We start from the raw sequence: 24,301 nt of genomic DNA on the forward strand, positions 1-24,301 counted from the left end.
CATGTCGGATTTGGGCGCTTTACTCCGCAAGGCGCGTGAGCAGCGCGGGCTGTCATTGGATGATATTCAGGATTTGACAAAGATACGCAAGCATTACCTGGAAGCTATTGAAGAAGGAAATTATTCCGTATTGCCGGGTACATTCTATGTGCGCGCTTTTGTAAAAAATTATGCCGAAAATGTTGGTCTTGATGCTGAAGAAGTGCTGCGCTTATATCAAAGGGAAATTCCATCGGCAGCTCCAGAGCAAATTGCCGAACCTGTACAGCGGCCGCGCCGCGCCCAAACCCAAGCCTCCGACCGCTGGAGCCGGTTTGGGTTCCGCGTTCTCATGTGGTCCTTTCTGCTGCTTATTGTTGTGGTTGTGTACATTTTCGCTATCAACCGACCCGGCGGGGACGGTACCGAATCTGTTGATCAAACAGGAATGACGGACAAAACGGAGCCGCCAGTTACGGGAGGCGCTGCCGATCCATCGGGGACGACCAACACGAACGAGCCTGGTCAAACCACGGACCAGGGAAATGGTACGAATACGGGCACTGATGACTCAACTCCGAATAACACTCCAGAAACGCCTGAAAAAATTGGACTGACATTAGACCGTTCTTCCGGAAAAACCGATTATTTCTTCTACTCTCCGAGCGCAGGAACGCACACTGTGACCTTCAAGCTCACAGGAGGAGGCAGTTGGGTGGGAATTAATCAGAACAGCGTATCGGGCAAAAGCCTTTACCAGAAAACCCTTCAGGATGGGGAGACCGGCTCAGCCGAAGTTGAGGGTAAAATTTATATCAATATAGCCCATGCCAACCTCGTCGAGGTGACGATTGACGGCGTTCTGATCGATGACAAGGATCAAACCGGATCTCACAAAATGCTGTTAACCCCTGCTGATGATTCCGGTGAAAACGGGCAATCGCAGGATATAGCAGAGGGAACACAGGATGACAGCCAGGAAAGTGAATAAATCAGATTGAAGACATCCAATCCTTGTGGACTTCCAGGATGGATGTCTTTTCTTATACATAAGGATCGGTTATAATACGGTTCAAGTAATAATTGGAAAAAGGAGCTGCTTACGAAAATGAGTTCGGAAAGTGCATTCGATATTGTTTCAAAGGTGGATATGCAGGAATTAGCCAATGCGATCAACCAGGCAGAGAAAGAGATTGAGACCCGATTTGATTTCAAAGGAAGCAAAAGCAAAATTTCGCTTGAGAAAGAAGACATCATGCTTGTCTCCGACGATGAATACAAGCTAAAGAGCGTCATTGATATATTGCAATCCAAAATGATCAAACGCGGCGTGCCCATCAAAAACATGGATTTTGGCAAAGTCGAATCTGCTTCCGCCTCTTCGGTCAGGCAGCGGGTTAAATTGCGTCAGGGGATTGAGCAGGATATTTCAAAAAAAATCAATATCCTTATCCGGGATTCCAAGCTGAAGGTGAAGAGCCAGATACAGGGAGATCAAATCCGGGTTACCGGCAAAAGCCGCGATGATTTACAGGCTGTAATGGCGCTGCTCCGCGGTGCGGATTTGCAAATAGAATTGCAATTCACAAACTACCGATAACTTTTTTTGCTGTGAACGTGGATGAAGTCCTCTTTAACGCCTGAGAGCGCGTGGGAAAGGACTTTTTCCTGTTTTGACACGCCTTGGGCCTTGTATTATACTTGTTGAGATAGCTTTTCGGAGGAATCTGGGGGATACATGATGACGGAACGAGTGAAAGTTGTAACATTAGGTTGTGAAAAGAATTTGGTCGATTCAGAGATTATGTCTGGATTAATCGATGAACGCGGTTATCAGCTTGTCGATCAGGCTGATGAAGCTACTGTAATTATTGTCAATACATGCGGATTTATTGACGCGGCCAAGGAAGAATCGGTTAATACGATTCTGGATATGGCGGAGTTCAAGCAGACGGGCCGGCTGAAGGCGCTTATCGTTTCCGGGTGTTTGACTCAGCGTTATAAGAAGCAGTTGATGGAAGAGATGCCGGAAATAGACGGCATCGTTGGAACGGGTGATTTTCATCACATTACCGATATCGTTGATGAGGCACTCCGCGGGAAGAGACCGGTCAAGGTAGGCAATCCTGCTTTTGACTATGACCAGAAGCTTCCTCGTCTGGTTACCACTCCCCGTTATACCGCTTATGTGAAAATCGCGGAAGGCTGCGATAATGCTTGCACATTCTGCTCGATACCGATTATGCGGGGCAAGTTCCGCAGCCGGTCTATCGAATCCATTGTAAACGAAGTTCAGATGCTTGCAGATCAAGGCGTGAAGGAAGTCAGCTTGATTGCACAGGATTCAACGAACTACGGAACGGATTTGTATGACAAATTCATGCTTCCGGAGCTTCTTAATCGTGTCAGCGAGGTGGAAGGCATTGCTTGGGTCCGGCTTCATTACGCCTATCCGGGATTTTTCACGGATGAGCTGATTGATACGATTGCATCCAATTCAAAGGTTTGCAACTATATTGATATGCCTTTGCAGCATAGTGAGGATTCCATCCTGAAGCGGATGCGCAGACCTGGCCGGCAGCGTGATACAAGGGAGCTCGTAGCCAAAATCCGCTCCAGAATTCCGGATGTCGCCCTGCGTACTTCAATTATCGTTGGTTTTCCAGGGGAAACCGAGGAAGACTTTAACCGCCTGTGCGATTTTGTCCGGGAAATGAAATTTGACCGGCTGGGTGTGTTCTCCTACTCAAGCGAGGAAGATACGCCGGCTGTCCGGCTTCCGGATCATGTGCCAAGCGAAGTGATCGAGTGGAGAGCCAATACCCTGATGGAAATCCAGCGGCAGGTATCCAAGGAAATCAGCGGCAAATACGTTGGCAATGATATTGAAGTGCTTGTTGAGCGCTACGATGGCCGCAGTGACGTCTACGTGGGTCGTTCGCCTTATGATGCGCCGGAAATTGACGGTGAAGTTTTTATTTCCAACTGCACGGCTGGAATTGGCGAAATTCAAAGAGTGCGCATTACGCATGCCTATGAATTTGATATGTCCGGGGAGGGGCTATAATCGTGAATTTAGCCAACCGGATCACATTGATTCGCATATTTTTAGTCCCGATTATTATGTTTTTGCTGCTCATCAATGTGGATTTAAAGCCGCTTAGCTTTGATGACTTCTCGATAACCTGGAATCAGATCCTGGCTGCATTAATATTTATCGTTGCGGCCAGTACGGATGGACTAGACGGTTATATCGCACGCAAGAACAAAATCGTGACTAACCTGGGCAAGCTGCTTGATCCATTAGCCGATAAGCTCCTTGTGGCGGCGGTGCTTATTTCGCTTGTCGAAATGGATAAGCTGGATGCCTGGATTGCAATTGTGATCATAAGCCGCGAATTTGCGGTGACCGGGCTTCGCCAAATTGCGCTGCTGGAGGGCAAGGTGCTGGCGGCGAGTACGTGGGGCAAGTGGAAAACAGCCGTGCAAATTACGATGATCATCGATTTGCTGCTGAATAATTTTCCGTTTACGTTTCTCGATTTCCGATTCGATCTTATTTCAAGCTGGGCTGCTGCCCTTATTACGGTCTATTCGGGAATTGATTATTTCATCAAGAATAAAAATCTTATTCCGCTTACGGAGTAGGACAATTTGTTTGTAAAGCATCATTCTCTGTCATTACATGGGAATGGTGCTTTTCATTACCTAATGGAATGGAGCGGATTATATGCGCGCTGAAATTATAGCAGTCGGAACGGAACTATTGCTGGGTCAAACGGTGAACACCAATGCCACCTATATTTCAACAGGCCTTGCCGAGCTGGGAATCGATGTCTATTTTCAGACGGTAGTGGGGGATAATGCCGTCCGTATTGTGCAGGCGGTCGAGATTGCCCGCACACGGGCCGATCTGATCGTATTTACGGGCGGACTTGGACCGACCCAGGATGACCTGACCAAGGACGCGCTTGCCGGTTACTTGAACCGCGGAATTTCGATTCATCAGCCGTCCATGGTGAAAATTGAGAATCTGTTCACTTCGCGCGGCATGCATATGGTGGAAAGCAACCGCAGGCAGGCGAATCAGATTGAAGGCAGCGATCCGCTCGTGAATGACGCCGGTCTTGCTGTAGGCAACGCTTTTATTGTCGAGGGTACTTATTATGTGCTGCTGCCAGGGCCGCCCCGGGAAATGAAGCCGATGTTTGACGGTCCGGCCAAAGCCTGGCTGCGAAGCGTAATGGGCGAGGAACGCAGGCTCTTCTCCCGTCTGCTGAAATTTGCCGGCATTGGAGAATCCAGTCTGGAGCAGGCGATTATTGATTTGATCGAGGTCCAGTCCGACCCTACAATTGCCCCGTATGCCAAAGAAGGTGAGATAGCCATCCGACTTTCCACCAAAGCGCTCTCCTTGCATGAGGCGGACTCCAGACTGGATCAGGCGGAGCTGCAGATAAAGGAGCGTGTTGGCCAATATTTGTTTGCGAACGAGGATATTCCCCTCGAGGAAGCGGTCATACGCCTGCTTAGAGTAACGGGACGCAAATTTGCCAGTGCCGAAAGTCTTACAGGAGGGCTGCTGGCTGAGCTTGTGACCACGCTGCCGGGAAGCAGCGGCGAATTCGTCGGTGGCGTCGTTACCTACACCAACGAGATGAAGCAGCTGCTGCTGGGCATCCCGTTGTCCCAGCTGGAAGGAGCAGGCGCGCCTGGCGCCATATCTGAATCAACGGCAGCACTTATGGCGGAGCGGGTGCGAGATTTGACGGATTGCGACTTCGGCTTGTCGCTCACCGGGGTTGCAGGCCCGAGTGAAGCTGAAGGCAAGCCTGTCGGTCTGGTCTATTTTGGGATTGCCGAGCGCGGCAAACCGACAATTGTGCATAAGGCGCAGCTGAGCGGAACGCGCGATATTATAAGAGTGAGATCGGTGAAGTCGCTCCTGTACAGGTTCTGGCAGCTGCTGTCTGCCGAACAGCCGGGCAGATGATGATTTATGCTTGTCAGAATACGGAAAATGAAATATAATCGTCATTAGTTGACGGAAGAACCGTGGCGAAGATCACTTTGCTGCGGTTCTTTTTTTCATTCATCGGCCGATGAAAAAAATAAGAATATATGTTCGTAAAAACTATTGTCATTAGAGGAGAAACAAGGTATCATTACATTATAAATAATGAAGGATGTGAACGCGTTGTCAGATCGTCGCGCTGCGCTTGAAACGACATTACGTCAAATAGAGAAACAATTCGGGAAAGGCTCCGTCATGAAACTCGGGGAGTCGAATCATATGAAAGTGGAAACAGTATCCACTGGTTCCCTTGCCCTGGATATTGCTCTTGGTATCGGCGGCTTGCCCAAAGGCCGGATTATTGAAGTGTACGGACCGGAATCCTCCGGTAAGACGACAGTAGCTCTTCACGCCATTGCTGAGGTACAGCGTGTGGGTGGACAAGCCGCTTTCATCGATGCGGAGCATGCTCTTGATCCGCTGTATGCCAGCAAGCTTGGCGTTAATATCGATGAATTGCTGCTCTCCCAGCCCGATACCGGTGAGCAGGGACTCGAAATCGCTGAGGCGCTCGTCCGCAGCGGCGCAGTGGATATTGTTGTTATTGACTCGGTTGCGGCACTTGTGCCCAAAGCCGAGATCGAGGGTGAAATGGGAGATTCCCATGTCGGCCTGCAGGCGCGATTGATGTCGCAAGCACTGCGTAAGCTGTCAGGCGCCATCAGCAAATCCAAGACCATCGCGATTTTCATCAATCAGCTGCGTGAGAAAATTGGCGTTATGTTTGGTAATCCAGAGACGACCCCTGGTGGACGCGCATTGAAATTCTACTCCACAATTCGACTTGATGTGCGCCGTATTGAATCCATCAAGCAGGGTAATGACATTGTCGGCAACCGGACCCGTATCAAGGTCGTTAAGAACAAGGTAGCCCCGCCTTTTAAACAGGCTGAGATTGATATCATGTATGGCGAAGGTATTTCCAAGGAAGGCAGCATTGTCGATATCGGCGTTGAGATGGATATTGTACAGAAGAGCGGAGCCTGGTTCTCGTATAACGGAGAACGTTTGGGACAAGGCCGGGAGAATGCCAAGCAGTTCCTGAAGGATCACGCTGATACTTCAACAGTAATCGAGAATCAAATTCGGGAAGCAAGCCATTTGTCAGCCGCCGCGCTCACAGCTTCTGCCGTGGATGATGAGGACGAAGACGAGCTGGATCTTGATCTCGAGTTGGAATAACTATTTACCCTTGGCTGTGAATAGATTCGGAAGAGCACCTTCGCAGGTGCTTTTCTGCATGATATAGAACATGAACTTATTTATTTGATGCCATTCATTTTAGGGAGAAGCTCAAGGGAAATGGCAGGGAAGGAGCAGCCATAAGATGAAGGATGATGAACGGGTGCAAGATGAGCAAGAAGAGCAGGAAGAACAAACCGAGGCAGGTATGTTGCTTATAACCGCTATTGAACAGGAACGCAAGGACAAGCGGCGTTACCATTTGTATATGGATGGCAATGATGAGCCCTTTACCTCTGTTCACGAAGATTTAATTGTCACGCACAGGCTTTTGAAGGGGAGGCAGATTGATCCGCATGAGCTGAAGCAGATTGTGGAGAAGGACAATGATCATCGCGCTTATATTTTGGGATTGATTTATTTGGGGCCAAGGCCACGCACCGAGAAGGAAATCTCGCGTTATCTTTCTGGCAAAGGGCTTGATGAATCCGCAATCGGCAAAGCTCTGGCGAGATTGCAAGGCGAGAGGCTGGTCGATGATATCTCCTATGCCAATCAGTTTGCCGAGCAGCGAATGCGAAGCCAATTAAAGGGAAGACGACTGCTGCAGCAGGAGCTGACGCATCGCGGCATAGCCAGCGGTACAGCTAAGGAGGCCGCTCAGGGACTTGATTCGCAGATGGAGACCGAGGTTGCAATACGCGCAGCCAAGAAGAAATGGCCTTATGTGAAAGGGGAAATCCGGGACCGAAAACGGAAACTGATGGCATTTCTGCTGCGCAGAGGATTCCCGAGCGCGGTGGTTAAACAGGCCGTTAACGAGGCAAGCCGGTCCGGTGAAGACGACGAAAACGGGCATACCCTTGACAATTGATTTTCACAAAAGATAAAATGAGTGTGTATTCCTTCTTCCAGAGTCGATTTTTCTTCCAAAAATTGATTCGAAACGATTTATTTCGTCAAAATGCTATGTATGGATCGGGTTAAAAACCGGCTGGAAAAACAAAATAGTCCCAAGCGTTTGCTTTGGTGAGCAACGAGGAGGTGAGAAGATGCCAGATTGGATTTGGATCCTGATCGCTCTCGTTGTTGGTGTGATTTTCTTTGGTATCGGGTATTTTATTCGAAAGTCAATCGCCGAGGCCAAGATTTCTAGCGCCGAGCAAGCCGCAAGTCAGATCGTTGACAGTGCGCGTAAAGAAGCAGAAGCGCTCAAGAAAGAAACAGTGGTCGAAGCGAAAGACGAAGTCCACAAGCTCCGTACCGAGGCAGAGAGAGATATTCGCGAACGTCGCAATGAGGTACAGCGTCTTGAAAGACGGCTTGTTCAAAAGGAAGAGTCGTTGGATAAAAAGATAGAAACGCTGGAGCGCAAAGAAGAACAAGTAGCCAACAAAGAGAAACGGATCGAGGAGACGCAAGAACAGATCGATTCTCTCTACAAGCAGCAGCTTAGTGAGCTTGAGCGTATTTCGAACTTGACGATGGATGAGGCCAAACAGATCATCCTGAACAATGTCGAATTGGAAGTTCGTCATGAAACAGCGCAAATGATTAAAGAAATTGAACAACAAGCAAAAGAGGAAGCCGATAAGAAAGCCCGCAATATCATTTCGCTTGCGATTCAACGCTGCGCAGCAGATCATGTGGCTGAAACAACCGTATCCGTCGTTACCCTGCCTAATGAAGAAATGAAAGGCCGCATTATCGGGCGTGAAGGCCGCAATATTCGTGCCCTGGAAACGTTGACCGGTATCGATCTCATAATTGACGATACACCGGAAGCGGTCATCTTGTCCGGATTTGATCCGATACGCCGCGAGATTGCCCGGACATCGCTTGAGAAGCTGGTTGCAGATGGACGAATCCATCCAGCCCGCATCGAAGAGATGGTCGAGAAATCGCGTAAGGAAGTGGATGAACGAATCCGCGAATACGGGGAGCAGGCTACCTTTGAGGTTGGCGTGCATGGCTTACATCCGGACTTGATCAAAATTTTGGGCCGATTGAAATATCGGACGAGTTATGGTCAAAACGTATTGAAGCATTCCATGGAAGTCGCCTATTTGACAGGACTTATGGCAGCGGAGCTAGGGGAAGATATCACGCTCGCCAAACGTTCCGGATTGCTTCATGACATCGGTAAAGCACTCGATCATGAAGTGGAAGGCTCTCATGTGGAAATTGGCGTTGAGCTGGCCAAGAAATATAAGGAACATCCCGTTGTTATCAACAGTATTGCATCCCATCACGGCGATTGTGAAGCGACATCGGTTATTGCGATGCTGGTTGGAGCTGCAGATGCTCTGTCCGCTGCAAGACCGGGAGCAAGACGTGAAACGCTCGAAACGTACATCAAGCGTCTGGAGAAGCTTGAGGGCATCTCAGAATCGTTTGAAGGCGTTGAGAAGTCGTATGCTATACAAGCAGGACGCGAGGTTCGCGTCATGGTTCAACCGGACAAGATTGATGATACCGAAGCATTCCGCTTGGCGCGTGATATTACGAAGAAAATTGAGAGTGAGCTCGATTATCCGGGTCATATCAAGGTGACAGTCATTCGCGAAACGCGTGCAGTCGAGTATGCCAAATAACAAAATCAGAAAGAAACTAGAAAAGTGGCTGCTTGTCGGCCACTTTTCTAGTCTATATAAGCGAGGTTATGAGATGAACGTCTTATTTATCGGTGATATCGTCGGCAGCGTCGGCCGCACAGCGGTCAAAAAAATACTGCCGTCGCTCAAGAGCAAATACAATCCCCATATCATCATCGCAAATGGTGAGAATGCAGCAGCAGGAAGAGGAATTACAGCCGCGATTGTTAAGGAATTATTGGATGCAGGCGTTCATGGCATCACCATGGGGAACCACACATGGGATAACAAAGATATATTTGAATGGATCGATGATCAGCCGCGTATCATCCGTCCCGCCAATTTTGCTGATGAGGCTCCTGGCAAAGGGGCAGCGATTATAAAAGCGAATGGCAAGGAGCTCGCGATTATTAATCTTCAAGGCCGGGCCTTCCTGCCTCCGATTGATTGTCCATTCCGCAAGGCGGATGAGCTGGTGGATCAGATGCGAGCGGAAACCAAATGCATTCTCGTAGATTTTCATGCGGAAGCGACCTCGGAGAAAATTGCCATGGGCTGGTATCTGGATGGCAGAGCTTCTTTTGTTGTAGGTACACATACCCATGTACAAACCAATGATGATCGGATTTTGCCTGGGGGCACTGCATATTTAACCGATGTCGGCATGGTGGGCTCCAAGGAAGGCGTTCTCGGTATGGAACGTGAAGCGGTTATTTACAAATTCAAAACGCAGCTTCCGACCCGGTTCGTCGTGGATGAAGGAGACTGGCATTTTCATGCGGCCCTGATTGATATCGATGAATCTACTGGGCAAGCGAAGCGGATTCAGAAAATACGCATGACCGAGACAGACTTGGCCATGATGTAATCATAACGGCTTCCAATGTGAATCATTGAAAATTCTCATAATTCAGAACATTTTGTAAAGTGTTCGCCAATAAAGAAGGAATTTTATTGCCTCTCTCGAATACTATTTAAATAGTGGTATCCATCCATCATTCCCGAGGAGGTACTTTACATGGACGTAAATGTATTAAAAGTTTCAGCAAAGTCCAATCCTAATTCCGTTGCAGGGGCGTTGGCGGGTGTACTGCGTGAGCGCGGAGCGGCCGAACTGCAAGCCATCGGGGCTGGTGCTTTGAACCAGGCGGTAAAAGCGGTTGCTATTGCCCGTGGATTTGTGGCTCCCAGCGGGGTGGATCTGATCTGCATTCCGGCTTTTACAGACATCGTCATTGATGGAGAAGATCGTACGGCAATCAAGCTTATTGTGGAGCCGCGATAAGGATACTGCCTAAATATTCAATTTGAAACCTGTTTACGGCGTAGACAGGTTTTTTTGCATGCAAATATGGGAAAGCTTGGGAGGAAAGCTTATATGAAAATGATACCCGCCGTTGATTTTCATTGCGATGTGCTGTGGAAGATGCTTGAAAATGACCGGTTGTCCTTCATAGATAATCCCGATTTGACGCTCGATGTGTCATTGCCAAGATTGCAGCAGGCGGATTCGATCCTCCAGATCTTTGCTATCTATGTCTCCGAGCGCAGCGAGAAAACAATGGTTCCAATCCTGCGAAGCATCGATTTGTTTCATCAAAAGGTGCTCGCGGCACCCGGTATGCGCTTCGTGCGCTCTCCGGAAGATGTGCGGAATTTGCGCAAGGACGGGGTAATCGGCGCTATGCTTTCACTCGAAGGTGCAGATGGACTGCAGGGAGATATGGCTATGCTGCGCATCCTGTTTGAGCTTGGCGTTCGCGCGGCGGGTCTGACCTGGAATAATGCCAACTGGGGGGCTGACGGTGTCATGGAGCCCAGGCAGGGGGGGCTAACGGCCAAAGGCGGAGAGTTTGTAGCGGAATGCAACCGATTAGGCATACTGCTGGATGCTTCGCATTTGAGCGAGCGCTCTTTTTGGGATGTGGTGGATGCTTCAGGCAGACCCATTATTGCTTCCCATTCCAACTCCAGGGAGATTTGCAACCATCCTCGCAATTTGTCGGATGATCAGATAAGAGCTCTTATTGCGATGGACGGATTGATCGGTATAACTTTTGTGCCGCAGTTCGTGCGTGAAGGCGGCCGCGCTGATATTAATGATGTCCTGCGGCATGTGGAGCGGATATGCGGGCTGGGGGGCGGAAAGCAATTGGTTTTTGGTTCCGATTTTGATGGTATCGATACCCATGTGGCGGGCCTATCGAATCCCGGGGAGCTGGTGAATTTGAAAGAAACGCTGCTGAAACAGTATAATGCAGAGCAAGTTCAAGATTTTTTTGCTGAAAATGCGCTTCGTTTCTTAACGAAACATCTGCCTGCCTGAATAATTATTCGCCATTCGATCTCTTTCCGGTATGGATTCCATCGAAAAGAGTTATATTAGAAAATAGCGTTTACATCTTGCTTTTTAGTACCTGTCATCATACTATTTATGAGACTCTATATAATTTCCATGAACATACAGCATGTATTTCGTTATAATTTGTCGAGAAAGAACGTTCATCAAAAAGAGGAGATGGGCATTTTGATCAGTCAATTGTCTTGGAAGATCGGTGGACAACAAGGGGAAGGCGTTGAAAGTACGGACCGTATTTTCTCTACGGCGCTCAACCGACTTGGCTACTACTTGTACGGGTATCGTCACTTTTCTTCCCGTATTAAGGGCGGGCATACGAATAACAAAATTCGGATCAGCACGAATCCGATTCGGGCGATATCCGATGATTTGGACATTCTGGTCGCGTTCGACCAAGAAAGCATCGATTTGAACGCACATGAACTTCGTGCAGGCGGCGTAGTCGTAGCTGACGCAAAATTCAGTCCCGTTCTGCCGGAGGGTACCAACGCCCGTTTGTTTCCTGTTCCAATCACATCGATTGCAGAGGATCTTGGCACCTCCCTTATGAAAAATATGGTGGCGTCCGGCGCATCCTGGGCGCTTCTTGGTCTGCCTATCGATGTATTTAATAAAGCGGTAGAAGAGGAGTTCGGACGCAAAGGTCCGGCGATCGTCGAGAAGAACGTGGAGGCGGTCAAGCGCGGCTCGGATTTTGTACTGGATCTGGCCGGTGGTCCGCTGGAGGAATTCCAGCTTGAGCCTGCAGACGGCAAGCAAAAGCTGTTCATGATCGGCAATGAAGGAATCGGACTCGGCGCTTTGGCCGGCGGATGCCGCTTGATGGCCGCTTACCCGATTACCCCCGCTTCGGAAATTATGGAATATTTGATCAAAAAGCTGCCCAAGCTCGGCGGGACTGTTGTCCAAACCGAGGATGAGATTGCAGCAGTAACGATGGCGATCGGAGCCAATTACGCAGGTGTGCGTACAATGACCGCTTCCGCGGGACCTGGCCTGTCGTTGATGATGGAGGCCATCGGCCTTGCGGGCATGACGGAAACGCCGCTCGTTATCGTGGATACCCAGCGCGGCGGACCTTCGACTGGGCTGCCTACGAAACAGGAGCAATCCGACTTGAACGCCATGGTTTACGGAACGCATGGGGAAATTCCGAAGATTGTCATTGCTCCTGCTTCGATAGAGGACTGCTTCTATGACACTATTGAATCCTTCAACTTATCCGAGGAATATCAGGTTCCGGTCATTCTGATGACGGACCTGCAGCTTTCGCTGGGCAAGCAGTCCTGCGAGACGCTTGATCTGGACAAAGTGAAAATCAGCCGCGGCAAGCTTACCCGAGACCTGCCGGAGCTTGAAACCAATCAGTTGTTCAAGCGTTACGAGCTCACGGAAGATGGTGTTTCACCGCGCGTTATTCCAGGCGACAAGAATGGTATCCATCACGTGACAGGCGTTGAGCATGACGAGACCGGGCGTCCATCCGAGAGCGCCGTCAACCGCAAGAAAATGATGGACAAACGACTTTCGAAGCTTGACAATATGCTGATCCGGGATGCGGTCCGGGCTGATGCTCCACATGAGGAAGCAGATCTGCTTGTCATTGGAATGGGTTCCACTGGCGGAACGATAGACGAAGCGCGCACCCGACTGGATAAGGATGGACATACAATCAATCACATTACGATTCGCCAAATCCATCCATTCCCTACCGATCTGGTAAACTCGTACATGCAGAGCGCGAAAAAAGTGGTTGTGCTTGAGAATAACGCGACAGCTCAGCTTGCTTCTCAAGTGAAGCTGCACGTCGGCCAAGCCGAAAAAATACACAGCCTGCTGAAATATGACGGCAATCCGTTCCTGCCTTCCGAAGTTTACAAAGCTTGTAAGGAGTTGGTCTAGAGATGGCGACATTCAAAGAGTTCCGTAATAACGTAAAGCCTAACTGGTGTCCCGGCTGCGGCGACTTCTCCGTACAAGCGGCGATTCAGCGAGCAGCAGCGAATGTGGGCCTGGAGCCTGAGAAATTGGCAGTCGTTTCCGGCATCGGCTGTTCCGGCCGGATTTCCGGTTATATCAATGCCTATGGGCTGCATGGGATCCATGGCCGGTCGCTCCCGATCGCGCAGGGTGTGAAGCTTGCCAACCGCGAGCTGACCGTTATTGCCTCAGGCGGCGACGGGGACGGCTTTGCGATTGGTATGGGACATACCGTGCATGCCATTCGCCGCAACCTGGACATTACTTATATTGTTATGGATAACCAAATATACGGTTTGACAAAGGGGCAAACTTCCCCGCGCAGCGCGGAAGGCTTCAAAACCAAGTCAACGCCTGAAGGATCGATCGAGTCGACGCTGTCCCCACTTGAAATTGCAATGTCGGCAGGAGCAACATTCGTAGCCCAATCATTCTCGAGCGATTTGAAGCAGCTGACTGCATTGATAGAAGCAGGCCTGAATCACAAAGGCTTCTCGCTGATCAACGTATTCAGCCCTTGCGTAACCTTCAATAAAGTCAACACCTACGACTGGTTTAAAGAGAATATCGTCAATCTGGAACAGTTTCCTGAATATGATTCTTCCAACCGGATGCTGGCGATGAACAAAATCATGGAGACCGGCGGCATGCTGACCGGACTGATATATCAGAATAAAGAGCGGAAAGCCTACGATGACCTGATTGTCGGCTTCAAAGAAGAGGGCTTGGCCAACCAGGATCTGACGCTGCCGCAGGATCAATTCGAGAAATTGCTTGCCGAGTTCAAATAAGACGGCGCAGCAGCTTAATGAAGGCATACAACCCATTCGGGCTGTATGCCTTTTATACAAGATAAGCGGATCAATACTTTTTAGATGAATAGGAGAATTCAGCATGAGAACAGTACCTGTAGGTGTTTCCGCCCGGCATATTCATTTATCTCCAGAAGATTTGGTCTTGTTATTCGGCGAGGGTGCCGCGCTTACCGAGTTTAAACCATTGTCACAACCCGGCCAATATGCGGCAAACGAAACCGTTGAGGTCATCGGACCAAAAGGCAGCTTCCCGAAGGTCCGCATACTTGGACCGGTACGCAGGCGAACGCAGCTGGAAGTGTCGCGTACGGACGCCTTTGCTCTCGGAGTGAATCCGCCGGTGCGGGAATCGGGCAATATTGCCGGATCTGCCGGTATTGTAATTAAAGGTCCGGCGGGGGAAGTGAAGATAGAAGAAGGCGTTATAGTGGCCGCCAGACATATTCATTTTCACACAAGCGATGCCGAGCGTTATGGAATAACGGACAAGCAGCGGTTATCCGTGCGATTGCACGGCGAAAGAGGCCTTGTGCTTGACCAGGTGATCGCCCGCGTATCACCGGACTATTCGTTGGATATGCATATTGATACGGATGAAGCCAATGCGGCCGGGGCAAAGACAGGAGATCAGGCGGAAATCATCGGATAAGAAGACTGATGATGGTACGTGAGGGCCCGAATGCGGGTCCTCATTTTTCTTTATAAACAGACGGCAGTTTGATATAATCAGGGAATGGACCGATACAATCAAGCAATTGGTGCACGTATATTGGAAGGAAGTGAAACACAACGTGAGCAAGGAGAGCCAGAACGCTGCGGAACTGCAATCCGTGAAGAGCGAAAAAGACTACTCCAAATACTTCGATTTCTCAGGCGCCAAAGTCATCAAGGAGACTGAAGGCAAGACGACATACCGGATTAAGGGCCGGGATATTACGATCAACTCTGCGCCAAGCTACAAGAATGAGAAGAGCCGCGGCAAGGAAGAGATTCAGGTGCACTACGATTTTGTTATACCTCCCCAGATTGCCAAGCTTGGTCAAGGAAAGTTTTATTTGATCGCCACCTATGGCTGCCAGATGAATGAGCATGACACGGAAGTGATGAGAGGCTTGTTCGAGGAGATGGGCTATCAGGCGACAGAAGACCGTCAGCAGGCCGATGTAATCCTGCTCAATACCTGCGCGGTAAGAGAGAATGCGGAGGATAAAGTATTCGGCGAGCTTGGTCATTTGAAGCATTTGAAGATTGAGAAGCCAGGGCTGATACTTGGCGTTTGCGGCTGCATGTCCCAGGAGGAATCAGTGGTAGGCCGCATTATGCAGAAGCATCCGTTCGTGGATATCATCTTCGGTACGCATAATATTCATCGGCTGCCGCAGCTGCTGCAGGATGCCATGTTCAGCAAGGAAATGGTCGTCGAAGTGTGGTCCAAGGAAGGCGATATTATCGAGAACCTTCCGAAGAAACGCGAAGGCATGCGGGCCTGGATTAATATCATGTATGGCTGCGATAAATTCTGCACCTACTGTATTGTACCGTATACGCGCGGGAAGGAACGCAGCCGCCGTCCGGAGGATGTAATCGCCGAAGTGCGGGATTTGGCCCGTCAAGGCTTTAAGGAAATAACGCTGCTTGGCCAGAATGTGAATGCCTACGGCAAGGATTTTGAAGATATCCAATACCGATTCGGGGATCTTATGGCGGATATCTCGAAGATCGATATTCCGCGTGTGCGCTTCACGACAAGCCATCCGCGCGACTTTGACGATCATCTGATTGAAGTTCTGGCCGGAGGCGGCAACCTGGTGGAGCATATCCATCTGCCGGTACAATCGGGCAGTTCGGAAGTCCTGAAGCGGATGAGCCGAAAATATTCGCGAGAGATGTATCTGGAGCTGGTGGGCAAAATCAAACGGGCGATTCCGGATGCCGTGTTAACGACGGATATCATTGTCGGATTTCCCGGCGAGACTGATGAGCAGTTTGAGGATACGCTGTCGCTTGTGAGCGAGGTCGGATTTCATTCCGCCTATACGTTTATTTATTCGCCCCGTGTAGGGACTCCGGCAGCCGATATGGAAGATAATATCCCCATGGAGATCAAGAAAGCCCGTCTGGCTCGTCTGAACAGTCTGATAGCCGAGCTGAGCCGGGTCAGCCATGAGAGAATGGTCGGCCAACTGGTGGAAGTGCTCGTGGAAGGCGAAAGCAAGAACAATGCCCATGTATTGTCCGGAAGGACGCGCACGAATAAGCTGGTTCATCTGGAAGGGCCCAGGGAATGGATCGGACAGTTCATCCAGGCACGTGTTACCGATTCACAAACCTGGTATATCAAAGCAGAACCGATTATAGAACCGTCTGCGCAAGAAGCGGTGTCATAGGGACAATGGCTGCGCAAAAAATTGAGGAGTTGGAATGAACATGGCAAACGAACAGACAGCAGCAAAACATGAGCATGGACACGAGCATGATCATGCGCACGGAGAAGGTTATAATGTACCTTCGTTTAATACGGAAGATATAATCGTTCGTAAAGATATTATGCTCAAAACCAAGGAATTGGCCGACATGCTGTATACTTCCGAGGAAGTTCAGCATTTCCGCCGCGCGGAGAAGCAGATTCAGGGCAATACGCGCATTCAGGATCTGATTGCGCTGATCAAGAAGAAGCAGAAGGAAATCGTAGCATTTGAAACCACGTTCAAAAATACGGATATGGTCGCCAAGATTGAAAAAGAAATAGAAGTGCTGCAGGATGAGCTGGATGGAATTCCAATTATTACGGAATTTCAGCAAAGCCAAGCGGATATCAATTATCTGCTGCAAACGGTCGTGTCCGTCATTCGTGACACAGTCGCCGAGAAAATCAATGTTGAGGATGCATCGCCTGCCGATGATCCGGAGGAATGTATCGAATAAGAAGGAACACCCGTCCCGATCCCCGCAAAAAAGCTGGCCCGATTCTTATCGGCGCCAGCTTTTCTAAAATATAAAGTTTACTGTGTTTTGCGCCGGGGGAGCAAGCTTTGCAGCGCTGCCGGGAGACAGCTGTGTTCCATCGCCGCTTTACCCGCTGCATAGAAGTAAAGCGGCGGTAAAAAAGATAGACAGACATACTTCCAAAGCTGCAGGCAAGCTGACAGGAAGGCTGCCGTTTGGTAAAATAAAGAAAGCTTTGTTAACAGCCGAAGAATTGCAGCTGTTATGAAATGGAGCAGCTTTTAACGAATGGTTTGATTGGGAGAGCGTTTCCAGATCAAGGTAAGTATAACGGCGCTGAGCGCAAATGCCCCTCCCAGCCAAAATCCGTAATCCCGGCCGAAGCCGTCATTAACAAAGCCGGCAAGAAAAGGTCCTGCGAACATGCCTATGGAATATACCGCCTGGTAGAATCCCATGGCCGTCGCCCGTTTAGACGGCTCAAACGGCTGTATGGCGAGTCCCAGCAGGAGCGGGAAATGAAGGCCCTGGGCAAAGCCGTTCAGCGCCTGTGTGGCTGCCAGCCACCCCAGTGACGGCGAGTATGCGATGGCCACCGTGAACACCGCGCTGAGCGCGAATCCGGCTGCAGCAACATTCCAGGTTCCGAAGCGGGGCGCAATAATTCGTCCGCTTAGCAGGGATGTGATTGCATGCGGCACCATGAACGCAATAACGATAATCGTGAGTTGGCCGCTTGTCGCTCCCAGCGAGGTCGCTTTCAGCGGCGTGAAGCCAAACATGGTAATAAACAGCACGCTGTGCGCCAGAATGGATAGTATGGATACCTGCAGCAGGGTCGGATTCCGAACGATCTCCCGCAAGTATTTGAGCGATATCGGGGCACGGGCGACACCGCCCTGCGGCTCTTTTACCGCAAAGGTCAGAATCAAACCCAAGAGTCCAAGTCCCACACCTGTAATAAAAGCCGCATTCCAGTTGTAAGCGCCAGCCAGCCAACCGCTTAACGTCATTCCGATCAATTGACCGATGACCGTCAGGAAGCTGATGTTGCTCATCGCTTTGGTCGCTTCATTAGCAGAGAAGTAGGCGGCATAGAGCACTGTAAAGGCAACCCAGGCGGATGCGCATACGCCGGACATGATCCTTCCAGCCAGCGGCCACATCCATGAACCCGGAATCATAAACAAGAGACAGCTCAGGGCTCCGCTCAACAGACCCAGCATCATGAAGGGCTTGCGCTTGTGCATCTTGTCCGACAACAATCCAAGTGGGAAACGGATGAACATCTGTGTAAAACCGTAACTCCCGAGCACAACACCGATCAGGATGTCCGAATAGCCGCCTTCCTTCATAAAAGGTGTTAATATAGGAACATAAACGTACAGAGTCGACCAATAAAGTAATGTAACGGCGATAAAGACAGCATGATCAAACCGGCTTAAGGCCATGCTGGTCCGGCTCAGGCGGGCGGCAGTTTCAACTTGCAAGCTGTTTCACTCCTTGGCATAGAAGGTTTTGTCTCTATACTCTATCGCATGGCGCTTAGGAGGGGCAATCCTTTTTTTATTGAAGATTTGGTTGTGCAAAGCAACTAATTACCAGGTTCAATCGTATTAATGATAGATGCTTAGCCTGGATATCCTTGTAGGACAGAGAGGAGAATGGAAGTTGAAAGTGGATCCGGAGCAGCCAAGGACCAGGAAATGGGTACGCGAGGTCAGAGACTGGTTATTATCATTAACGATCGCAGTGGTCGCAGCACTTCTCATTCAGAATTATGCATTTGCCCAAACCGAAGTTAGAAATGTGTCCATGCAGCATACCCTTTTTGAAGGGCAGCGGCTTATCGAGGACAAATTGTCCTATCATTTTGATCAGCCTAACCGTGGTGATATTGTCATTATTTCGGGGCCTGAAAGCGATAAAAGACTGGTTAAACGGGTCATCGGACTGCCCGGGGACATGCTCGATATCAAGGATGGACACGTTCTTATTAATGGAACCGTGCTGGAAGAGCCTTATGTAAAAGGGTTGACATTCAGCAACGGGTTGAGTATCCCCTATACCGTTCCGGACAAAAAAGTATTCGTGATGGGTGATAATCGCGAGAACAGCCAGGACAGCCGGGAGCTCGGCCCGATCTCCATATCAAGCCTGGAGGGCAGAGCGGTGTTCCGCTTGTGGCCGCTTAATAAATTCGGACTGCTGAATTGAATTTTTAAAAAAAGGGGGTAGACGATGCCTTTTACATTCGCGCATCCGTTATATGCAGCACCGCTGCACCGCATTGCCCCGAAATGGCTAAGTGTGACTGGACTTGTGCTTGGCAGTATGGCGCCTGATATGGAGTATTTTATTGCCATGGAGCCGTACCGTACCATCGGTCATTCCCTGAAAGGGTTTTTGCTGCTCGGAATGCCGTTGTCAATCGCGCTTGCTTTTGTATTTCATTTGGTCGTAAAGCCTGTTCTGCCAAAGTTTATGCCTGCCCGGGGAGGCCTTGATCATTTCGTTCAAAGCATGCTCAAGGATTGGCGTGTCCGTTCCTTTCGAGAATGGTCGGTCCTTCTCGTGTCGCTGTTTATCGGCTTCCTGACCCATATCTTCATGGACGGCTGGACACACACAGGAGGGTTTGTCAGCGATTTCCCTGCTTTGCGGACCATAATAGCGGGTAAAGGCGTTTACTCATGGCTGCAGTATGGATTTTCTGTTCTGGGGCTGCTTGTTCCGGCACTGGTGCTGCTCCGGCGTTATTTCGTATGGTTAAGGTCTGTTTCCCTCATCACGCTGCAGCCTTTGGCCATCCCCATGACGCGCAAATTACTATGGGGTTGTGCGGTGGTCCTTGGGGCTTTCCTGTTTCTGGCCAAGGGCCTCTCCGCCGATAATCTTGATTGGGTCGGGGTATGGATCGTGGCTCCCATGTCAGCGATGCTGTTCGGCTGGTTTGCCTCCTCGCTGCTGTATATCGCGGCCAGAAACAACCGGATCATCGCTGCTGTTGCATCACTTGTGCTTATCGGAATCACGATTCTTTCCTATAAAGCGGCACAGGTCTGGCTGGAGCATCGGCTGATGGCAAGCCGTACCATCCTGGATTGGCGGCATGTTCAGAATGAACAGCAGGTTATCTGGTTTTGCTTTTACCTGGCCTGGGCAGTTCTGCTGATTATATCCTGCATGTTATGTGTAAGGGCCAACGGCAAGAACGGAGACCAAGGAAAAGCCTTGAAACAAAGAGTAACCTTTCCCGGGAAGTACTAGACATTCAACTGACGGTTCACGAATAGAATAGAGCTTGTGCGGGCACTCTACTTTCCAAATAGTGGAGGTGTCCTTTTATGAAAAAAACAATGATTCTAACAGCGGCACTGCTGATTCTGATGGTCTGCCGTACGCACGCGGCTTCAGCTGAACCCGATTATGCCAAATGGGGAAGACTTGCCGTGAAGGAAACCATCAAACGGTATCATGCCGATATAGTGGACTATAAGCATTTGGGAAGACGAACCGAGCAGGCAGGCGTTCTCTCCGAATCTTTCCGTTTAATTGTTGATAAAGGCAACCGGAAGCTCAGTGTAAAGGTGAGCATCTGGTTCGATCGCAAGACCGAGAAAGTTATTATGATCCGGTTTACGGAGGATGGCAAGCCTGCCAAGCAGGCCGCTCATTATAAAATAATTTGAGCCTGGGAGAGTGAAGAATGATATTCACAACAACGCCGACGATTGAAGGAAAGCCGATTCAGGATTATTTGGGTGTCGTAACTGGCGAAGCCATTATGGGAGCCAACATCATGCGCGACTTGTTCGCATCCATTACCGATATTGTCGGGGGGCGCTCAGGAGCATATGAAACCAAACTGAAGGAAGCGCGCGATGTAGCCTTCAGCGAAATGTCCGCTAATGCCTCGCGTATGGGAGCCAATGCGATTGTCGGGATTGATATCGATTATGAGGTGGTCCGTGAAGGAATGCTCATGGTTGCCGTGAGTGGAACGGCAGTCCGCGTGTAGTGATGGATAAATAGAATACGCGATCAAGCATCTGCCTTTTCTGGCGGGTGCTTTTTTTGATAACAGCCGTTTCTTTTCGATTTGAGGCGTAACGCGCGTTTTACGGATGACTGGACATCGGCAGCGGACAACGGTACAATGCAAATGTGATTGCTGAATAAACTTCAATCCTGAATGGACCTATAAGAAGGAGATGCTTGTGTATGTATGGGGAAATAATGGCAAGCGAGCTTGAAACACGTCTGCGTGAAGGGGAGAAGCTGAGCGTTATCGATGTCAGAGAGCCGGATGAGTGGCAATCGGGCCATATCGCCGAAGCGGTCAGCATCCCGTTGTCCGAGTTCGTGGAGCGTGTAGGAGAATTGACTGATTTTGAGGAACCGATCTATCTGGTTTGCCGGAGCGGCAACCGCAGCGGCAAAGCCTGCGATTATTTGTCCGCTCAGGGCTACGAGGTTGTGAATATGGCTGGCGGGATGCTGAGCTGGCCTGGGGAAGTAGTAACAGGAGAGTAAGGCAAGCTTTGATAACAGGTTTGATAGCCATAGCAGTATATAAGAGGAGCATCGGCGTAATTGCCGGTGCTTTTTTGTTTGTTCAGGAACGGCGAATTGAATAAAGCCGGGATCCCGGGAGCAGCCAGCCTGGAAAGACGACGTATCGAACGGTGATGGCTCGTGAATCAGGCAAGATTATCGCCGGGATAATCATGAGGAGCGGAATTCTGCCATATAGTGAGGAATAGGACAATCCTTGACGGTTTCGCAGATAGCAGACAAAGTTTTGATCTGGGGAAGGAGGGATGCATGGTGCAAGAGTATGCCGCAGAGGAAGTGCTGGATCTACGCATTGAGGGGATGAGCTGCACCGCGTGCGCGGTCAGAATTGAGAAGGCTGTGGGCAAGATGGATGGCGTATACGGAGTCTCCGTCCATTATGCCGGAAAATCAGCCAACATCCGTGTCGCCCAAGGGCTGGTGAGCTCATCCTCCGTTATTGAGCGCATTGCCCAACTCGGGTTCCATGCGTTCCCTTTCGGCGAGGAACAGACAGGTTTATCCGAAATCGGTTCTCTGCGTATGCGTTTTATTATTTCTGCGCTGCTCACACTCCCTCTGCTCTGGACTATGGCGCATCATTACAGCTGGCTGCATGGGGTTCCCCTGCCTGTCATGCTGCAGGAGCCGCTGCTGCAGTTTGCGCTTGCATCCATCATACAGTTTTTCATCGGCATGCCTTTTTATTTTGGTTCCTATTATGCGCTGCGGGAGCGGACAGCTACGATGGATGTGCTTGTAGCCATCGGGACGACGGCTGCCTTCGGATACAGCTACTATGCGATGATGGCCGGCAAACCGCTATATTTTGAAACCTCGGCTGTTGTCATCACTGCCGTTCTGCTGGGGAAGCTGTTGGAAGCCGCTGCTTCCGAGAGGGTGATGTCGGAAGGAGAGGCATTTGCACAGCTGCAGCCCAAGGACGCGGTTATCGTGCGCGGAGGCATCCAGGAGAGAGTACCGCTTGCGCGAATCCGGACTGGCGAACATCTGCTGACTGAAGCGGGTATCCCATTACCTGCTGACGGAGTATTGCTGGACGGAGAGACGGAGATCAATGAATCCTTTCTGACCGGCGAAAGCATGCCGGTGGTGAAAACAGCCGGCGACCAGATATTTGCCGGTACGACGGCTGCGGTCTCCGGGCTGCATGTGCGAATCACAGCTTCCGGTGACGATACGCTGCTGAGCCGAATCGCGGCATTGACCCGCCAGGCCCAGTCGACCAAATCGACGATCGGCCGGAGAGTGGACCGCCTTTCCGCAATTTTCGTACCCGTCATGCTGGGGTTGTCCCTTGCAACACTGCTGCTTTGGCTGTTTGTGCTGCGCCCGGGCGACGCAGGTGCAGCGGGAATCCACGCGCTCGCGGTACTGCTGGCGGCCTGCCCTTGCGCGCTCGGGCTGGCTGCGCCCATATCGCTTGTTCTGGCCTCAGGCAAGCTTGCGCGGCGTGGAATTGTGCTCAAAGAGGCAGGCGCTCTGGAGCGTTTGGCGCAGCTGAATACGATTGTGCTTGACAAGACGGGCACACTTACCGAAGGACGTCCTGCCATTACCGCGATATTTCCGCTGCGCGGCTCCCGAAACGCGCTGCTGCGGCTTGCCGCCGCCGCGGAATCCCAGGCGCAGCATCCTTTTGCCGCGGCGATCAGAACCGCAGCGGAGCGGGCCGGGATTGACGTGCCGCAGGCGGACGCGTTTCATTCTATGCCCGGCAAGGGCATTGGGGCGGTTGTGGAGGGAGAGCAGGTCCAGATCGGCAATGCGGCCTTTGCCGCAGAGCAGGGCTGGCAAATTAGCCCGAGCACAGCCATGTTCGCCAGCCATAGGGAGCTGGCCGGCGAAACCATTATCTACGCGGCGCGGGACGGGGTATGCGCTGGCGCGTTTGCTTTCGCCGATCCGGTGAAACGGTCGGCTCCGGAGGCAGTCCGTTTGCTGCAAGCCGCGGGGGTCTCCGTCTTATTGGCGACGGGCGACCATTTGCCCGCTGCCAGGCATGCCGCGCATGCTGTAGGCATTGCGGATTTCCATCCGTCCATGCTGCCGGAGCATAAGGCGGAGCTTGTCCGCAGTCTGCAGAAGAAGGGACAGGTAGTAGGCATGGCGGGAGACGGCTGGAACGATGCGCCAGCGCTGGCCGCAGCCCATGTCGGCATGGCTATGGGCAGCGGGACCAACGCTGCGCTGGATGCGGGCCATCTGACGCTGCTGCGTCCGAGACTTACCGGTATACACGAGGCATTGGTCATCAGCCGTTTGACGGTGAGGAATATCCGCCAGAACCTTGGCTTTGCCTTTGTTTACAACATGATTGTCATCCCTTTTGCGGCCTTCGGCGGACTGGAGCCATGGATGGCGGGAACGGCGATGGCGCTTAGTTCGGTATCTGTTGTCGGCAACGCGCTTCGGCTTAACGGGCAGATGAAGAGGGCTTTGGGAAAAAACAGCGATGCCAGGAGGGTCGATCAGCAGCCTGTATAGACAAGCAGCGTATGAGAGTGATATATTTACACATGCACAACTGAATAGGATTAAAAACAGGTGCCGCAATCCGCTTTTTTGTTTAAGATTCTCTGCGATTCGGCTTAATAGGGGAAGACCGGTGAGAAGCCGGCACGGACCCGCCACTGTAAGGAGCTCCCGATGATCCGCTTGGATTCGGGCTTGCTTCAAGTCAGACTACCTGCCTGTTTTTATATAAACGCTACCTACGAGGACTTAGGGAGGTGCTTAAAGATTGGCTTTGACACGGGTTCTTATTATGAACGCTCCGCCTGACGAGGCGTTC

Annotated in this window: 23 protein-coding genes and 1 riboswitch; of the genes, 22 read left to right on the forward strand and 1 reads right to left on the reverse strand. The window is 50.6% G+C overall.

The window, feature by feature from the left end; all coding sequences use genetic code 11:
* The first annotated feature begins 1 nt into the window (after nt 1).
* From AC0YOA_RS32530 to AC0YOA_RS32605, 16 genes are all read left to right on the forward strand, one after another.
* Nucleotides 2–970: a RodZ domain-containing protein gene (locus AC0YOA_RS32530; protein WP_475790133.1), complete on the forward strand. Its 969-nt coding sequence runs from the start codon at nt 2–4 to the stop codon at nt 968–970.
* Nucleotides 971–1,087: 117 nt separating this feature from the next.
* On the forward strand, nt 1,088–1,579 hold the full coding sequence (locus AC0YOA_RS32535) for a YajQ family cyclic di-GMP-binding protein (protein WP_475790134.1): 492 nt from the start codon (nt 1,088–1,090) through the stop codon (nt 1,577–1,579).
* A 141-nt stretch (nt 1,580–1,720) separates the two neighbouring features.
* Nucleotides 1,721–3,046 (forward strand): 30S ribosomal protein S12 methylthiotransferase RimO, encoded by a 1,326-nt coding sequence (gene rimO / locus AC0YOA_RS32540; protein WP_475790232.1) that lies wholly within the window; start codon nt 1,721–1,723, stop codon nt 3,044–3,046.
* A gap of 2 nt (nt 3,047–3,048) precedes the next feature.
* Nucleotides 3,049–3,627: a CDP-diacylglycerol--glycerol-3-phosphate 3-phosphatidyltransferase gene (gene pgsA, locus AC0YOA_RS32545; RefSeq protein ID WP_210041083.1), complete on the forward strand. Its 579-nt coding sequence runs from the start codon at nt 3,049–3,051 to the stop codon at nt 3,625–3,627.
* An 82-nt stretch (nt 3,628–3,709) separates the two neighbouring features.
* Nucleotides 3,710–4,972 (forward strand): competence/damage-inducible protein A, encoded by a 1,263-nt coding sequence (locus AC0YOA_RS32550; protein ID WP_475790135.1) that lies wholly within the window; start codon nt 3,710–3,712, stop codon nt 4,970–4,972.
* 204 nt (nt 4,973–5,176) lie between these two features.
* The gene (gene recA / locus AC0YOA_RS32555; RefSeq protein ID WP_210041079.1) at nt 5,177–6,235 is read left to right on the forward strand and encodes a recombinase RecA; all 1,059 of its coding nucleotides are present in this window, start codon (nt 5,177–5,179) and stop codon (nt 6,233–6,235) included.
* 145 nt (nt 6,236–6,380) lie between these two features.
* On the forward strand, nt 6,381–7,109 hold the full coding sequence (locus AC0YOA_RS32560) for a RecX family transcriptional regulator (protein ID WP_475790136.1): 729 nt from the start codon (nt 6,381–6,383) through the stop codon (nt 7,107–7,109).
* Nucleotides 7,110–7,287: 178 nt separating this feature from the next.
* Entirely contained in the window at nt 7,288–8,829 is a 1,542-nt protein-coding gene (rny, locus tag AC0YOA_RS32565) for a ribonuclease Y (RefSeq protein ID WP_210041075.1), read from the forward strand.
* Between the two features lie 73 nt (nt 8,830–8,902).
* The gene (locus AC0YOA_RS32570) at nt 8,903–9,697 is read left to right on the forward strand and encodes a TIGR00282 family metallophosphoesterase (protein ID WP_210041073.1); all 795 of its coding nucleotides are present in this window, start codon (nt 8,903–8,905) and stop codon (nt 9,695–9,697) included.
* A gap of 150 nt (nt 9,698–9,847) precedes the next feature.
* Nucleotides 9,848–10,114, forward strand: a complete 267-nt coding sequence (locus AC0YOA_RS32575) for a stage V sporulation protein S (protein WP_188992461.1) — start codon at nt 9,848–9,850, stop codon at nt 10,112–10,114.
* 93 nt (nt 10,115–10,207) lie between these two features.
* Entirely contained in the window at nt 10,208–11,155 is a 948-nt protein-coding gene (locus AC0YOA_RS32580; RefSeq protein ID WP_475790137.1) for a dipeptidase, read from the forward strand.
* A gap of 201 nt (nt 11,156–11,356) precedes the next feature.
* The gene (locus tag AC0YOA_RS32585) at nt 11,357–13,090 is read left to right on the forward strand and encodes a 2-oxoacid:acceptor oxidoreductase subunit alpha (protein ID WP_475767652.1); all 1,734 of its coding nucleotides are present in this window, start codon (nt 11,357–11,359) and stop codon (nt 13,088–13,090) included.
* A gap of 2 nt (nt 13,091–13,092) precedes the next feature.
* The gene (locus AC0YOA_RS32590) at nt 13,093–13,959 is read left to right on the forward strand and encodes a 2-oxoacid:ferredoxin oxidoreductase subunit beta (protein WP_210041063.1); all 867 of its coding nucleotides are present in this window, start codon (nt 13,093–13,095) and stop codon (nt 13,957–13,959) included.
* 103 nt (nt 13,960–14,062) lie between these two features.
* A complete protein-coding gene (pduL, locus tag AC0YOA_RS32595; RefSeq protein ID WP_475790138.1) occupies nt 14,063–14,632 on the forward strand; it encodes a phosphate propanoyltransferase in 570 nt (189 codons plus the stop codon).
* A gap of 142 nt (nt 14,633–14,774) precedes the next feature.
* A complete protein-coding gene (miaB, locus tag AC0YOA_RS32600; protein ID WP_475790139.1) occupies nt 14,775–16,370 on the forward strand; it encodes a tRNA (N6-isopentenyl adenosine(37)-C2)-methylthiotransferase MiaB in 1,596 nt (531 codons plus the stop codon).
* 40 nt (nt 16,371–16,410) lie between these two features.
* A complete protein-coding gene (locus AC0YOA_RS32605) occupies nt 16,411–16,908 on the forward strand; it encodes a YlbF/YmcA family competence regulator (RefSeq protein WP_475790140.1) in 498 nt (165 codons plus the stop codon).
* A 302-nt stretch (nt 16,909–17,210) separates the two neighbouring features.
* On the opposite strand, the gene AC0YOA_RS32610 is transcribed toward AC0YOA_RS32605, so the two are convergent.
* Nucleotides 17,211–18,419, reverse strand: coding sequence for an MFS transporter (locus tag AC0YOA_RS32610; protein ID WP_475790141.1), 1,209 nt, complete (start codon nt 18,417–18,419; stop codon nt 17,211–17,213).
* 187 nt (nt 18,420–18,606) lie between these two features.
* On the opposite strand from AC0YOA_RS32610, the gene lepB reads away from it, so the two are divergent.
* The 6 genes from lepB (at nt 18,607) to AC0YOA_RS32640 (ending at nt 23,994) form a co-directional block, all read left to right on the forward strand.
* On the forward strand, nt 18,607–19,146 hold the full coding sequence (lepB, locus tag AC0YOA_RS32615; protein WP_475790233.1) for a signal peptidase I: 540 nt from the start codon (nt 18,607–18,609) through the stop codon (nt 19,144–19,146).
* A 24-nt stretch (nt 19,147–19,170) separates the two neighbouring features.
* On the forward strand, nt 19,171–20,199 hold the full coding sequence (locus tag AC0YOA_RS32620) for a DUF4184 family protein (RefSeq protein WP_475790142.1): 1,029 nt from the start codon (nt 19,171–19,173) through the stop codon (nt 20,197–20,199).
* A 77-nt stretch (nt 20,200–20,276) separates the two neighbouring features.
* The gene (locus AC0YOA_RS32625; RefSeq protein WP_475790143.1) at nt 20,277–20,621 is read left to right on the forward strand and encodes a DUF3889 domain-containing protein; all 345 of its coding nucleotides are present in this window, start codon (nt 20,277–20,279) and stop codon (nt 20,619–20,621) included.
* Between the two features lie 17 nt (nt 20,622–20,638).
* A complete protein-coding gene (locus tag AC0YOA_RS32630; protein ID WP_210041049.1) occupies nt 20,639–20,950 on the forward strand; it encodes a heavy metal-binding domain-containing protein in 312 nt (103 codons plus the stop codon).
* A 203-nt stretch (nt 20,951–21,153) separates the two neighbouring features.
* Nucleotides 21,154–21,465, forward strand: a complete 312-nt coding sequence (locus AC0YOA_RS32635; RefSeq protein ID WP_475790144.1) for a rhodanese-like domain-containing protein — start codon at nt 21,154–21,156, stop codon at nt 21,463–21,465.
* A 291-nt stretch (nt 21,466–21,756) separates the two neighbouring features.
* On the forward strand, nt 21,757–23,994 hold the full coding sequence (locus AC0YOA_RS32640; RefSeq protein WP_475790145.1) for a heavy metal translocating P-type ATPase: 2,238 nt from the start codon (nt 21,757–21,759) through the stop codon (nt 23,992–23,994).
* Between the two features lie 54 nt (nt 23,995–24,048).
* Nucleotides 24,049–24,207: riboswitch (cobalamin riboswitch) on the forward strand.
* The last annotated feature ends 94 nt before the right edge of the window (nt 24,208–24,301 follow it).

This window comes from Paenibacillus sp. JT22N12, from assembly GCF_056269365.1.

Coding starts and splice junctions, on each gene's coding strand:
- AC0YOA_RS32620 (WP_475790142.1), top strand. CDS start 19,171: ATGCCTTTTACATTCGCGCATCCGTTATATGCAGCACCGCTGCACCGC.
- AC0YOA_RS32560 (WP_475790136.1), top strand. CDS start 6,381: ATGAAGGATGATGAACGGGTGCAAGATGAGCAAGAAGAGCAGGAAGAA.
- AC0YOA_RS32605 (WP_475790140.1), top strand. CDS start 16,411: ATGGCAAACGAACAGACAGCAGCAAAACATGAGCATGGACACGAGCAT.
- AC0YOA_RS32640 (WP_475790145.1), top strand. CDS start 21,757: ATGGTGCAAGAGTATGCCGCAGAGGAAGTGCTGGATCTACGCATTGAG.
- AC0YOA_RS32530 (WP_475790133.1), top strand. CDS start 2: ATGTCGGATTTGGGCGCTTTACTCCGCAAGGCGCGTGAGCAGCGCGGG.
- AC0YOA_RS32635 (WP_475790144.1), top strand. CDS start 21,154: ATGTATGGGGAAATAATGGCAAGCGAGCTTGAAACACGTCTGCGTGAA.
- AC0YOA_RS32575 (WP_188992461.1), top strand. CDS start 9,848: ATGGACGTAAATGTATTAAAAGTTTCAGCAAAGTCCAATCCTAATTCC.
- rimO (WP_475790232.1), top strand. CDS start 1,721: ATGACGGAACGAGTGAAAGTTGTAACATTAGGTTGTGAAAAGAATTTG.
- AC0YOA_RS32590 (WP_210041063.1), top strand. CDS start 13,093: ATGGCGACATTCAAAGAGTTCCGTAATAACGTAAAGCCTAACTGGTGT.
- pduL (WP_475790138.1), top strand. CDS start 14,063: ATGAGAACAGTACCTGTAGGTGTTTCCGCCCGGCATATTCATTTATCT.
- rny (WP_210041075.1), top strand. CDS start 7,288: ATGCCAGATTGGATTTGGATCCTGATCGCTCTCGTTGTTGGTGTGATT.
- AC0YOA_RS32535 (WP_475790134.1), top strand. CDS start 1,088: ATGAGTTCGGAAAGTGCATTCGATATTGTTTCAAAGGTGGATATGCAG.
- AC0YOA_RS32550 (WP_475790135.1), top strand. CDS start 3,710: ATGCGCGCTGAAATTATAGCAGTCGGAACGGAACTATTGCTGGGTCAA.
- AC0YOA_RS32625 (WP_475790143.1), top strand. CDS start 20,277: ATGAAAAAAACAATGATTCTAACAGCGGCACTGCTGATTCTGATGGTC.
- AC0YOA_RS32580 (WP_475790137.1), top strand. CDS start 10,208: ATGAAAATGATACCCGCCGTTGATTTTCATTGCGATGTGCTGTGGAAG.
- AC0YOA_RS32570 (WP_210041073.1), top strand. CDS start 8,903: ATGAACGTCTTATTTATCGGTGATATCGTCGGCAGCGTCGGCCGCACA.
- AC0YOA_RS32630 (WP_210041049.1), top strand. CDS start 20,639: ATGATATTCACAACAACGCCGACGATTGAAGGAAAGCCGATTCAGGAT.